Origin of the sequence: Aestuariivirga sp., from assembly GCF_047600585.1 — a bacterium.
Lineage (GTDB): Bacteria > Pseudomonadota > Alphaproteobacteria > Rhizobiales > Aestuariivirgaceae > Aestuariivirga.
Genome location: NZ_JASGKP010000001.1, coordinates 2,441,723 through 2,453,563, shown reverse-complemented (window position 1 = coordinate 2,453,563; position 11,841 = coordinate 2,441,723). Strand labels below are relative to the sequence as shown.

At 64.2% G+C, this 11,841-nt stretch carries 15 protein-coding genes; 9 read left to right on the top strand and 6 right to left on the bottom strand.

The genetic code is table 11. The annotated features are described in order from the left end of the window. Positions 1–9 precede the first annotated feature (9 nt). Positions 10–951, top strand: coding sequence for an ABC transporter permease (locus QM801_RS12205; RefSeq protein WP_415019484.1), 942 nt, complete (start codon positions 10–12; stop codon positions 949–951). Continuing rightward, positions 948–1,985: a zinc-dependent alcohol dehydrogenase gene (locus tag QM801_RS12200; protein WP_415019483.1), complete on the top strand. Its 1,038-nt coding sequence runs from the start codon at positions 948–950 to the stop codon at positions 1,983–1,985. Before QM801_RS12205 ends, QM801_RS12200 begins: the two co-directional genes overlap by 4 nt. Positions 1,986–1,988: 3 nt before the next feature. Here QM801_RS12200 and QM801_RS12195 read toward each other — a convergent pair whose 3' ends face one another. Beyond that, complete coding sequence (locus QM801_RS12195) at positions 1,989–2,807, bottom strand: aldo/keto reductase (RefSeq protein ID WP_415019482.1); 819 nt, start codon at positions 2,805–2,807, stop codon at positions 1,989–1,991. A gap of 121 nt (positions 2,808–2,928) precedes the next feature. Between QM801_RS12195 and QM801_RS12190 the strand changes: the two genes are divergently transcribed. Beyond that, entirely contained in the window at positions 2,929–4,071 is a 1,143-nt protein-coding gene (locus QM801_RS12190; RefSeq protein WP_415019481.1) for an acyl-CoA dehydrogenase family protein, read from the top strand. A 9-nt stretch (positions 4,072–4,080) separates the two neighbouring features. Here QM801_RS12190 and QM801_RS12185 read toward each other — a convergent pair whose 3' ends face one another. After that, on the bottom strand, positions 4,081–5,007 hold the full coding sequence (locus QM801_RS12185; RefSeq protein ID WP_415019480.1) for a LysR family transcriptional regulator: 927 nt from the start codon (positions 5,005–5,007) through the stop codon (positions 4,081–4,083). 37 nt (positions 5,008–5,044) lie between these two features. Here QM801_RS12185 and QM801_RS12180 point away from each other — a divergent pair, with 37 nt between their 5' ends. Genes QM801_RS12180 through QM801_RS12170 form a run of 3 tightly spaced genes read left to right on the top strand, consistent with a single transcriptional unit; the run spans position 5,045 to position 7,014 of the window. Further along, entirely contained in the window at positions 5,045–5,713 is a 669-nt protein-coding gene (locus QM801_RS12180) for an NADPH-dependent F420 reductase (protein ID WP_415020921.1), read from the top strand. Continuing rightward, complete coding sequence (locus QM801_RS12175; RefSeq protein WP_415019479.1) at positions 5,710–6,264, top strand: antibiotic biosynthesis monooxygenase; 555 nt, start codon at positions 5,710–5,712, stop codon at positions 6,262–6,264. Before QM801_RS12180 ends, QM801_RS12175 begins: the two co-directional genes overlap by 4 nt. Before the next feature lie 12 nt (positions 6,265–6,276). Continuing rightward, positions 6,277–7,014: a type 1 glutamine amidotransferase domain-containing protein gene (locus tag QM801_RS12170; RefSeq protein WP_415019478.1), complete on the top strand. Its 738-nt coding sequence runs from the start codon at positions 6,277–6,279 to the stop codon at positions 7,012–7,014. 3 nt (positions 7,015–7,017) lie between these two features. On the opposite strand, the gene QM801_RS12165 is transcribed toward QM801_RS12170, so the two are convergent. Both QM801_RS12165 and QM801_RS12160 read right to left on the bottom strand, forming a co-directional pair. Next, the gene (locus QM801_RS12165) at positions 7,018–7,605 is read right to left on the bottom strand and encodes a DUF1349 domain-containing protein (RefSeq protein ID WP_415019477.1); all 588 of its coding nucleotides are present in this window, start codon (positions 7,603–7,605) and stop codon (positions 7,018–7,020) included. An 88-nt stretch (positions 7,606–7,693) separates the two neighbouring features. Continuing rightward, positions 7,694–8,347 carry a glutathione S-transferase family protein gene (locus tag QM801_RS12160; protein WP_415019476.1) on the bottom strand — a complete coding sequence of 218 codons (654 nt, stop codon included), beginning with the start codon at positions 8,345–8,347 and terminating at the stop codon, positions 7,694–7,696. Positions 8,348–8,445: 98 nt separating this feature from the next. Between QM801_RS12160 and QM801_RS12155 the strand changes: the two genes are divergently transcribed. Beyond that, entirely contained in the window at positions 8,446–8,892 is a 447-nt protein-coding gene (locus QM801_RS12155; RefSeq protein ID WP_415019475.1) for a MarR family winged helix-turn-helix transcriptional regulator, read from the top strand. A 102-nt stretch (positions 8,893–8,994) separates the two neighbouring features. Continuing rightward, entirely contained in the window at positions 8,995–9,342 is a 348-nt protein-coding gene (locus QM801_RS12150) for a hypothetical protein (protein WP_415019474.1), read from the top strand. On the opposite strand, the gene QM801_RS12145 is transcribed toward QM801_RS12150, so the two are convergent. Then, entirely contained in the window at positions 9,318–10,220 is a 903-nt protein-coding gene (locus QM801_RS12145) for an SMP-30/gluconolactonase/LRE family protein (RefSeq protein ID WP_415019473.1), read from the bottom strand. The two genes, QM801_RS12150 and QM801_RS12145, sit on opposite strands and share 25 nt — an antisense overlap. 186 nt (positions 10,221–10,406) lie before the next feature. On the opposite strand from QM801_RS12145, the gene dusA reads away from it, so the two are divergent. Then, on the top strand, positions 10,407–11,405 hold the full coding sequence (dusA, locus tag QM801_RS12140) for a tRNA dihydrouridine(20/20a) synthase DusA (RefSeq protein ID WP_415019472.1): 999 nt from the start codon (positions 10,407–10,409) through the stop codon (positions 11,403–11,405). 154 nt (positions 11,406–11,559) lie between these two features. On the opposite strand, the gene QM801_RS12135 is transcribed toward dusA, so the two are convergent. Then, complete coding sequence (locus QM801_RS12135) at positions 11,560–11,811, bottom strand: DUF1289 domain-containing protein (RefSeq protein ID WP_415019471.1); 252 nt, start codon at positions 11,809–11,811, stop codon at positions 11,560–11,562. Between the last annotated feature and the right edge of the window lie 30 nt (positions 11,812–11,841).

The following is an 11,841-nucleotide window of genomic DNA, read 5'->3' as shown; positions in this document are numbered from 1 at the left end:
ACAGGCGACATGAACCTGGAACGCATCAAGCCGCACCTTCCCTGGATGACCCTGGCGATGCTCGTGGTGATCGTCAGCCTCATCGATCCCCACTTCCTCAATCCCTGGAGCATGCTGAGCCTTGCCGCCGACATCGTGCCGCTGTTCATCATGGCGCTCGGCATCACCTTTGCGATCTACATCGGCGGCATCGATCTCTCGGCCCAGTCCATGGCCAACATGGTGACGGTGGTGGCCACCGTCCTTCTTGGCTCCATGGGGGCCTGGGTGGCCGTCTTCTGCGTGCTGCTGGGTGCGGCCCTCGGCGCCTTTTCCGGTTTTGTCACGACGCGCTTCTTCGTACCTTCCTTCATCTCCACGTTGGCGGTGGGTGGTGTTGCCTATTCGGTGGCGCAATGGCTGTCGGGCCAGCGCTCCGTCTCCATGGATGCAGCCCAGCGCGATGCGCTGTTCGGCTGGATGATCAGCAAGACCGGCGGCATTCCCCATGAGCTGCTGATCGCCGCGGTGCTGCTCGCGATCTGCTGGTTCATCGAGCGCCGCACCGTCATCGGCCGCAATCTGAAGGCGATCGGTGCGGGCGAGCTTGCCGCCGTGGCATCCGGCATCTCGGTTGCGAAATACAAGACGGCGGCCTTTGCCTTGTCCGGCGCGCTGGCCGCCTTTGCCGGGCTGCTTTTTGCCGTGAAGCTGTCGGGTGGTGCGCCCAGCGTGGCGAACGGCTTCCTGCTTCCCGCCATCGTTGCCGTGCTGGTGGGCGGCACGCCGCTCACGGGCGGTGTGGGCGGCGTCATCAACACGATGATCGGCACGCTGATCGTGGCAGTGATCCGCGCCTCCATGCTTTACCTCGATGTCAACGCCACGCAGCAGCAGATGTTCTTCGGCCTAATCCTCATTGCCGCCATTGCGCTTACCATTGACCGCGCCAAGCTCAGGATCGTGAAATGACCGCGATGGGGCAGATGCGCGCCGCCGTTCTCGTCGAGCCCGGCAAATTCGTGATCGAGCAGCGCGCCATCCCCCCGCCAAAGCCGGATGAGGTTCTGATCAAGGTGGAACGTGCCGGCATCTGTGGCACGGACCTTCACATCTTCCACGGCCACTACGCGGCGGACAAGCTGCCGCTGGTGCCCGGCCACGAATTCGTCGGCGTCGTCGCGGGGACAGGGGCGGAGGCCTCGCGCTTTACCGAAGGGCAGCGCGTGGTGGTCGATATCAATGTGGGCTGCGGCAGCTGCTTCTGGTGCCGCCGCAACGAAATCCTCTCCTGCCCGGAGATGCAGCAGCTCGGCATCACCATGGATGGTGCCTTCGCGGAGTACATCGCCGTACCGTCGCGCCTCGTCATCCCTGTGCCTGAGGATATGCCGGCCGACGTAGCGGCCCTCACCGAGCCCGTCGCCTGCGTGGTGCGTGCGGCGCGGAAGTCGAAGGTGGGTCTCGGCCAGTCGGTGGTGGTGCTTGGGGCAGGCCCCATCGGCAACCTGCACATCCAGTTGATGCGGCTGGTGGGCGCGGCCCCCATCATCGTCATGGAACTTTCGGAACTGCGCGCCGAGATGGCGCGGGCGGCAGGTGCCGATGCCGTCGTCACCGATCCGGCCAAGCTTCACGAGACGGTGTTGGCCATGACCGCCGGCCGCGGCGCCGACGTGGTGATCGAAAGCGTGGGTGCGCCTGCGCTCTATGCGGAAGCCTTCAAGCTCATCCGCCGCGGCGGCCACGTCGCCTTCTTCGGCATCACCGGGCCGGGCGCCAGCGTTCCTGTCGATATCGTTCAGACGATCCTGCGCGAGGATAGTCTCAAGGGGTCGGTCGCCGGCATGGGTGAGGACATGCATGATGCACTGACATTGCTCGCGCATGGCCGCTTCGCCACGGAGCGCTTTACCGAAGCGTCCTTTGCGCTTTCCGACATTCAGCAGGCCTTCGACAGCGTGCCGCAGCGCCCGCAGCACCTGAAGACGCAGATCGTCTTCTAGGCTTCAGTCCCAGTCGGGCGCCCAGGGCACAAGCTGCTTCGTCACGACACGGAAGTTCACGGCCGTGAGCGCGTCGATGCGCGCCATGTCGATGCTGGAGAGTGTGAAGTCCGTGATGTTCCAGTTGGCGCGGATGTTGTCCGGCTTGGTCGACATGGCATTCACCACCACACCCTTCTGGAAGATCCAGCGCAGCACAATTTGCGCGGGCGTCTGCCCATAGGCTGCGGCAAGCTCGTGGAAGAGGGCGTGCTTGAACACTTCGCCGCGCGCCACAGCGGAATAGGAACAGAGGGGAATGCCCGTCTCCGCTGCGCCCGCCAGCAGCTTCGATTGGTCGAGCAGGGGGTGGAACTCCACCTGGTTGGTGGCCAGCGGCGCGGAGACAATGCGCTTCGCCGTCTTCATCATCGCCACCGTGTAGTTGGAAACGCCGATCTCGTTGGCAAGGCCGCGGGTGTGCGCAGCTTCCAGCAACTTGAGCGAGGGCGCGATGTCGCCGCCGATGGGCGGCCAGTGCAGGAGCAGCAGGTCGGCCTTGCTCACGCGAAGATCACGCAGGCTCTGCTCCACGCTTGTCAGGAAGCGCGCTTCGCTGAAGTTGTCGGGGTGGACCTTGGTGATGATGTAAAGATCGTCCCGCACGTGGCCACTGTTTGCCAGCGCCTCGCCGAGGTCCTTCTCGTTGCCATACATCTGCGCCGTGTCGAAGGCGCGGTAGCCCGCGGCGAGGGCGGCGGAGACGGCTTGGGCCAGCACTTCGCCCTTCAACGGATATGTGCCAAAGAGGCGGCCCTTGGTGCGGCGGAAGAAGGTGTTCATGGGGGGTATTCATCCCTGTTCGAAGGTGCTTTTCCCGGCCTTAGCACAAACGGCTTGTTAAGTAACTAGATAGTGCGTATTGTGGCTTGGAATTTTTTGCCGGAATCCTGGAGGAAACCCGATGTTTCTCAATGAGACCCACCTGCAAGTGCGCGACATGGCGCGCAATTTTGCCGAGTCGGTGATCAGGCCCGCCGCCGAGAGGCTGGACCGCGAGGAACGCTTCCCCACCGAGATCTACGAGCAGATGGCCGGCCTCGGCCTCTTCGGCATCGGCGTACCGGAAACCCTGGGCGGGCCCGGCTTCGACACCATCACCTATGCGGTGGTGATGGAGGAACTGGCCCGTGGCTACTCCAGCGTCGCCGACCAGTGCGGCCTTGTGGAACTGATCTGCACGCTGCTGGTGCGCCACGGCACGGCGGAGCAGAAGACGCTCATCGCCGACGTGCTCTCCATGAAGAAGAAGGTGGCCTACTGCATCACCGAGCCGGAGGCGGGCACCGACGTGTCGGGCATCCGCACCACCGCCACGCCCGATGGCAGCGGCTGGACTCTGAACGGCGGCAAGATTCGGATCCACAATGCACCGGTGGCCGACCTCGGCTTCGTGCTCGCCCGCACCGACAAGGAGGCCGGCAACCGCGGCATGTCCATCTTCATCGTCGATCTCCATGCCAAGGGCGTGTCGCGCGGGCCCAAGGAACACAAGATGGGCCAGCGGGCGAGTCAGGTGGGCGCGCTCACCTTCACCGATGTGAAGCTCGATGCCGGAAGCCTTCTCGGCGAGCAGGGCCGCGGCTTCCACATGATGATGAGCGTGCTCGACAAGGGCCGCGTCGGCATCGCCGCTCTCGCCACCGGCATCACCCAGGCGGGGCTCGAGGCGGCCGTGGACTATGCCACCCAGCGCAAGCAGTTCGGCAAATCCATTTCGGAATTCCAGGGCGTGCAGTGGCTGCTGGCTGACATGGCGAAGGACATCGAGGCAGCCCGTCTCCTCGTGCTCTCCGCTGCGTCGAAGATTGACCGCGGCGAGGACGCAACGAAATCCTGCTCCATTGCCAAGTGCTTTGCGGGCGACATGGCGGTGCAGCGCACCTCCGATGCGGTGCAGGTGTTCGGCGGCTCGGGTTACATCCGCGGCTTCGAGGTGGAGCGCCTCTATCGTGACGCCAAGATCTGCCAGATCTACGAAGGCACCAACCAGATCCAGCGCATGATTATCGCGCGCGAGCTGTTGAAGAAGGGCGCCCGCGCCTGAGGGTGCGTTTCAGTTTTTCTCTTTGCCAATGCTGAGCAGGTGCTGGCGCAGCCATTGCAATTGCGGCTGTGCATCGTTGCGGCGGTGCCAATAGGCCGAGACCGCGAAGGAGCGGATCTCCAGCGGCGGCTTGGCCGTGACGAGTCCGAAACCCCTCGCGAAATTCGCCGCCACGCGGGCGGGCAGCGTCACGATCGCAGTTGAAGCCGCGACGGCGGCAAGCGCGGGCAGGAAGGCGGGCAGGCCGAGCACGATGCGGCGGCTCTTGCCCATGGCCTCCAGCCTGTCATCCACCACGCCCTTCAGGTCTCCCGCCGGCGAAATCAGCACGTGTTCCGCCTTGCAATAGTCGTCGAGGCTGATGCGCGGCGCCTTGGGCAGGGCGCGGGGGCGCCCCGCCACGAGGAAAGTCTCGTCATAGAGTTTCTCGCCGGAAATCTGCGGCGGGCAGTTCCACAGGAAGCCGAGCGCCACATCGGCCTGTCCTTCGTTCAGCGCCTCGATGGCATCGCCCCGGCCGTGCGGCAGTACCGACAGGCGGAGGCCCGGCGCGCTCTTGCGCAGCCGCGCAGCCAGCCGCGGAATGATCACGGCCTGCTCGGCATCAAGAGCGGAAATCCGCAGCGTGCCGCTCGCCCGCGCAGGATCGAACTGCCGGGCCGCACCCAGTGCCCCGCGCAGGCTCTCGACCGCCCCAGAGACACTCGCTTCAAGCGCAAGGGCCGTTGCGGTGGGCTCCATGCCATGCGGGCGGCGGAGAAAGAGCGGGTCGCCGAAGATTTCGCGCAGCCGCTTCAGCCCCTGGCTGATTGCCGATTGGGTGAGGCCCAATTCATCCGCCACGGCATTGGCCTTGCGGTGGCGGAGCAGGCCGAGGAAGACCAGCAGCAGCGTGAGGTCGAGGCGGCGGAGTTCGGAATTGCTTAAGTCAGTCATGAACTGAATTCGTTATCATTGATATCGTCACCGTCTTATCCCGGGCTTCCACACAGAGGCAAGGGTCGGACACATGCAGATCGCCATCATCGGAACCGGAAACGTCGGGCGCGCCATCGCCAAGGGCCTGAAGGGCAAGGGACATCTTGTCGTCTTCGGCAGCCGCTCGGATGACGCCGCAAAGGCGGCCGCACTCACGGCGGAAACGGGTGCCACCATCGCCACGCCGAAGGATGCCGCCGCCGGCGCAGACGTAGTGGTCCTCGCGCTCCCCTGGACCGCCGCCGAAACCGCCATCCGTGAGCTTGGCGATCTCGCCGGCAAAACGGTGATCGACTGCATGAACCCGCTCGGCATGGTGGCGGGATCACTCGGGCTCCTCATCGGCCACACAGACTCCGGCGGCGAGACGGTGCAGCGCTGGCTGCCCCGCACCCATGTCGTGAAGACCCTCAATCAGGTGGGCGCAGAGATGATGGCGGACAACGCCCGCCTGCCGCATCGCCCGGTGATGCTGATGGCGGGCAATGAGGCCGCTGCCAAGGCCAAGGCCACCACGATTCTCGCCGCCCTCGGCTTCGAAGCCCTTGATGCAGGCGACATCACCAAGGCGCGACTTCTCGAGCCCTTCGCCATGGTGTGGATCAACCAAGCCCTCATTCGCGGCAAGGGCCGCGCCTGGGCCTTCGCGGCGGTCGCGGCATGAGCGAGCCCGTCACCGTCATTGTCCGCCGCAAGGTGAAGCCCGGCCGGGAAGCCGCCTATGAGGATTGGCTGCAACGCCTCGTGAAGGCGGCCGCACAGGAGTTCAGGGGTTACCTTGGCGCCGAGTTTCACCGCCCCTCGGCGGGCAGCAACGAATACCGCAGCATCTTCCGCTTCGAAACGGTAGAGGCTCTCGAAGCTTTCGAGCGCTCGGACCTCCGCGCCCGCATGCTTGCCGAAGCCGCGCCCTTCTTCGCCGCCGATGCCGCATGGGAGCGCCTCACCGGTCTTGAATTCTGGTTCGATCCGCCACCCGGCACCCGCGTGCCGCAGCCATCGCCCCACCGCATGGCGCTGGTGCTCATCGCCGTCGTCTTCACGCTGGTGCTGGTGCTCAACCTGCTGCTGGGCCCCTTCATGAGCGGATGGCCACTGCCGCTCCGCGTGCTGGCCACCGTGACCCTTCAGGTCGTGCTGATGACCTACGTCATCATGCCGAGGCTCACGCCGCACCTCGCGCGCTTCATCTATCCAACATCGAAACCCCATTGAAAGGAACCCGACATGAGTGCCTCCATCGATATCCACGGCAAGAAAAAGATCCTGATGATTGCCGCGAACCCCGCAACCTCGCCCACCACCGGCTGGCCCATCGGCTTCTGGTGGGCGGAACTCACCCATCCCTACTGGACCTTCACGGAAGCGGGCTATGACGTCGACATCGTCTCGCCCAAGGGCGGTGATCTTGTGGCTGACGGCTACTCCGACCCGCAGGACGCCTCCGGCTATTCCGCCCACGACCTGATCTCTCTTGGCTTCAAGCTCTCGCCCACCCACGCCGCGCTCCTCAAGGGGACGAAGTCGATCAAGGATGTGGACCTCAAGGACTATGACGGCATTTTCCTGGCCGGTGGTCAGTCACCCATGGTGACAATGATCGGCGACACAGCCCTTCATGCCTTCGTGGCCAAGGCTTTTGAGGCAGGAAAGATCGTCGCCGTCGTCTGTCACGGCACCTGCGTGCTGCTGAAGACGAAGCTCTCCAATGGCGATCTTCTGGTGAAGGGCAAGACCTGGACCGGCTTTGCCAATTCGGAAGAGGCCTTTGCCGACAGCTTCGTCGGCAAGCGCATCCAGCCTTTCTGGATCGAGGAGGAAGCGAAGAAGATCGAAGGCACGAACTTCATCGTCTCCTCCATGTTCAAGGCTTTCGCCGTGCGCGATGGCAACCTCATCACCGGGCAGCAGCAGTTCTCGGGCGCCGCCGCGGCGGAGCTCGTGGTGGAAGCGCTGGGCCGCTGAGGCTCAGGTGAGGTCGTGCAGGTCCTTCGACGTGGCAGGGCCGATGGCAAAATCGGAGAAGCGGCAGGTGAACCCGCCGCGCTCCGGACTGCAGCACATCGGGCCGACCCGGTAGTCGCCCGCCACGGGGAAGGGCGCCAGCCGGAAGAGGGGCCAGAGCTTGCCATCGGCGGAGGCCTGCACGCGAAGTGCACCTTTCGCCAGCGTCACCCGCAGGCGCACGTCGCCGGCATCACCCGTAAGTTTGCCCACCGACCAGTCGGAGTGGCCGCGCGTCACCACCGTGCTCAGCATGGCTTCGCCATCGGTGAATTCGATTCCGGCCTTCACCCAATGCGTTTCATCAATGCGGATCATCAGGCCGGCCTGGTCGTAAAGGTGGTCATAGTTTGCGCGAAAGCGGATCTCGGCGGTGACGTCACCCGAGACGGTGGTGCCGAGGAAATGGCCGCTGTCGCGCTCGAAGCCGTAATGCGTCTTGCGCCAGAAATCCGTGTTGGCCTCGGTCGTCACCTCGAGACTGTTGTCGCTGACTGACCAGAGCTTCGGCTGGTTCAGCCATGTGCAGTTCTTGAAGGACACGTGTTGCAAGGAACCTCTCCTGCGAAGGGTGTATGCAGGCCAGCTTAGCCTGCAATCGCCCGGCGCAGGGAGAGATATGTGAGGGGAGGCTCGACCGTCAATTCATCTGCGTCGCAAGGTGAGACGGACGCTTGCGCAAGAAGGCCGTGAGCCTCTCCTCATAGTCTGCACCCACGGCGGATTCGACTGACGGCCGCTCCGCCAGCGCCTTGCGCCACGCAAGGGTTCCCGGCTTTCCGTCGAGGATGCCGAAATCGCCAATCCGGTCGAACACGTCGAAGTAGCGGAAGACCGGTCCGAATACGGCATCGACAAGCGAAAAGCGTGCGCCTGCGAAGAAGGGGCCGTCACCAAGGCGCGTCTCCATCTGGGCAAAGCGGGCCGCAAGCGCCGCCACCTTGGCCTCGAAGCCGGTCTTGTCCGGCGCAGAGTAGAAGCCGGCAATATCGTTCAGGATGGCGGAGCCGAACTCGATGATACCGCGATGGCGGGCGCGGAGCAGGGGATCCTGCGGATGGAGCGGCGCGGCCTGCGTTTCTTCCAGATACTCCAGAATGACCGCACTCTCGAAAATCGCCTCGTCGCCCACGCGCAGGACCGGCGTCTTGCCGAGGGGCGATAACTCCAGGAACCACGCGGGCTTGTTCGAGAGATCAATGTCGATCCGCTGGAACGGTACGTTCTTCTCGGTGAGCGCGATGACGGCGCGCTGAACATATGGGCAGAGATGGTGGCTGACGAGGGTGAGCATGGGCAGAACTCCAGATAGATGCAAATGCATGTTAATTAATGCGGATGCATCTATCTGTCAAGGTGGATGCGAATGCATGTTTGTGCTAGCAAGTCCCCATGAAGGAAAAACCAAGCGAGTCTGCCGTCAGAGCCTGGGTGCGCCTGACCCGCGCCCAGCAGCAGGCCATGGAAACCATCGAAAGCAGCCTGAAGGCCGCGAAGTTGCCGCCGCTCGTCTGGTACGATGTGCTGCTTGAGGTCGAGAGGGCGGGTGCGGATGGTCTGCGGCCCTTCGAACTGGAAGGCGCCATGCTGCTGGAGCAGTACCAGCTCTCCCGGTTGCTGGGCCGCATCGAAAAGGAAGGCTACATCGCCCGCCGCCTCTGCGAGGAGGACGGGCGGGGACAGGTGGTGACCATCACGGACGCGGGCAAGGCCATCCGCCGCCGCATGTGGGCCGTTTACGGCCGCGCCATCGAGGCCGCAGTCGGCCGGCATTTCTCCGATGCGGAGGCGGGCGCCCTTGGCCAGTTGCTCGAGCGCATGATCACCAAGCGGAAATAACCCCACGCTGTGGGGATGCCACGAATGTGATGTGCGGGCAGCGGGAAGCCTTGATACCGTTCGAGTTGCGGCATGATCAGCTACGCCCGGAGACCGATCGACATGAGAACATCAACGCTTCTGGCCCTTGCGGTACTGCTGGCCCATCCGGCAGCGGCGGCCGAACAGAAACTCACGGGCGCAGAGATCAAGGCTGCGCTTGCCGATCATGTCTTCGCGGGGAGCAACGACGGACGCGCGGTGGAACAGTCCTTCGACGCTTCGGGCCGCACACTCTACACCGAAGACGGCAATGCCTCCCAGGGACTCTGGGAGGTCCGTGGCGACCAGTACTGTTCGCAGTGGCCGCCCCACGATGCCTGGTCGTGCTACGACATGACGGCCGACGGCAAGACCGTCACCTTCATCTCCTCCAGCGGCGTGCGCTACGTGATGACCCTCGCCAAGTGAGAGGCCTTCAGTGTCACCAGCCGGCCCGTGCCGGAGAGCGTGACGAAGGCATCGCGCTCGTCGGCATCGAAGCAGATGTTCGTCGTCAACGGATCGGGAAGCGGCAGGAAGCCGAGCGCAGTTCCAACCGGTGCAATCGAGGCAATGCCGCCCCTGAAGAGCGAGGCCACATGAAGCGTGCCCGCGCAGTCCACGGCCATGGAATCCCATGAGGTGAAGCCGGGCGGACCCGCAATATGACGCCCTGGCAGAAATCCCTCCGGCGGGGCCAGCGTCCCGGGTTCCACGACGTCCCACGCCCAGATATGGCCGCTGTCGGTTTCGGCGGCATAGACCGTCTTGCCGTCTGGGGAGAGGCCGACGCCGTTTGGCGTGGTGAGTGGATAGGCCAGTTCGCGGATCAGGCTTCCATCCGCCCTGGCGTAGTAGAGGCCCCCGCAATCAAGATCACGGCTGCGGCGTTTTCCGTGGTCGGTGAAGTAGAAGCCGCCATGCGCGTCGAAGACGAGGTCGTTGGGCCCGGCAAGTGGATGACCGTTGCAGGCCCGGTACAGCTCTTCCACCTTCCCGGTGGTGATGTCGATGCGCTCGATGCGGCCACCCGAATATTCAGGCGCATCCGGCATGGGCCAGAGGTAGCCGTCCCGTCGCGTCCAGGCAAAGCCGCCGCTGTTGCAAATGTAGAGGAAGCCATCCGGCCCAAGAGCGGCGCCGTTCGGACTGCCGCCCGGCGTCGCGATCACCTGCTTGCGGCCATCGGGCAGAATGCGCGACACGGTTCCAGCCGCCAACTCGACGATGAGCAGGCTGCCATCCGGCATCCAGACCGGACCCTCCGGAAAGGCCAGCCCTTCGGCCACAACAGAAAATTCAGTCATGATTGGTCACGCTCCTTCGCTTCTTGCGGCATTCCGCCGGGCCCTTCATGTAGCATGGGACAAAGGAAAAGCGGGCCCTTCATCCTGACATGGCAAGGAGGTGGAAATGACGGGAAACGTGTGTAAAGAGGGCCGTCAGGCCACCATAGAACTTCAGGTGGCCTTGCAGATGTTCTGGACAAACGATTGAAATACGAAGGTAAAACATTCGCCGTTGCACCGATGATGGACTGGACTGACCGGCACTGTCGCGTCTTCCATCGCGTCCTCTCGCGCACGGCTGTGCTCTATACCGAGATGGTCACGGCCCGCGCCATCAAGCACGGCAACCGGCCACAGCACCTCGATTTCGATGCCCGAGAAAACCCGCTGGTCCTGCAACTTGGCGGCAGCGAGCCCGAGATCCTGGCCGAGGCGTCGAAGATTGCCGAGGACTGGGGCTACCGCGAACTCAATCTCAATGTCGGTTGCCCGTCGGACCGGGTGCAGGGCGGCAATTTCGGTGCCTGCCTGATGGCCGACCCGCCGCTCGTGGCATCGTGCGTCGAGGCCATGCGCAAGGCCGTCTCGATCCCCGTTACCGTCAAGTGCCGCATCGGCATCGACGACCAGGACGAGGACGCGGACCTGCAGCGCTTCATCACCTGCGTGAGCGAGGCCGGATGCAGCACCTTCATCGTCCATGCCCGCAAGGCCTGGCTGCAGGGCCTTTCGCCCAAGGAAAACCGGGAAATCCCGCCACTCAACTACGAACGCGTCTACCGCCTGAAGCAGTCGCGCCCCGATCTCCGCATCGAGATCAACGGCGGCATTGCCAGCGTGGCGGACTCGCTCGCCCATCTCGCGCATGTGGATGGCGTCATGCTTGGCCGCACCGCCTACCAGACGCCGTGGGAACTGGCGTCCGTCGATCCTCTGTACACGGATGAAGCGGCCCCCGTCGCCACCCGGCGCGAGGCGGTGGAGGCGATGCTGCCCTACATGGAAGAGCATCTGGCCCAGGGCCTGCCGCTCCATCGCATCACCCGCCACATGCTCGGTCTCTATCACGCCCAGCCGGGCGGTCGCATCTGGCGGCAGATCCTTTCGACCGAAGGTGCCCGCCATGGCGCCGGCATCGAGGTGGTGAAGAAGGCGCTCGCCGCCGTGGAAGAACAGGCCGCCCGCGTGGCGGATGCGGCGTAGAAAACTCACCCGTCATTCCATGCGAGCAACGCCGTGCGTTGCGAGACATGGAACCCAGCTTTGGCTGACACACGCGAAGGAAGCGGGGTTCCATCTCGCGCATCGCGTTGCGATGCTTGGATGGAATGACGAATGAAGATGAAAGTCTTTGGACCTAAGCCGCGCCATCCGCCAGGCGCGCGCGGCGGCCGCCGCGGCGGGTCTTGCGCAGCGTCAGGCTGGCCACCCGTTCCGGCAGCCCGGCCATCACCGCGCGGCGCTCCTCGGGCGTGAAGCCCAGCCAGCTGCCGATTTCGTCGCGCGTGCGTCCGCATCCGATGCAGAAACCCGTTTCCGGATCCACCACACAGATCTTCACACAGGGGCTTTCGATCCCCGGATAGCGGAAGTCGTCCATCATGCCCATGAATGTAGTCCCGAACCGGCGCTGTCAAAG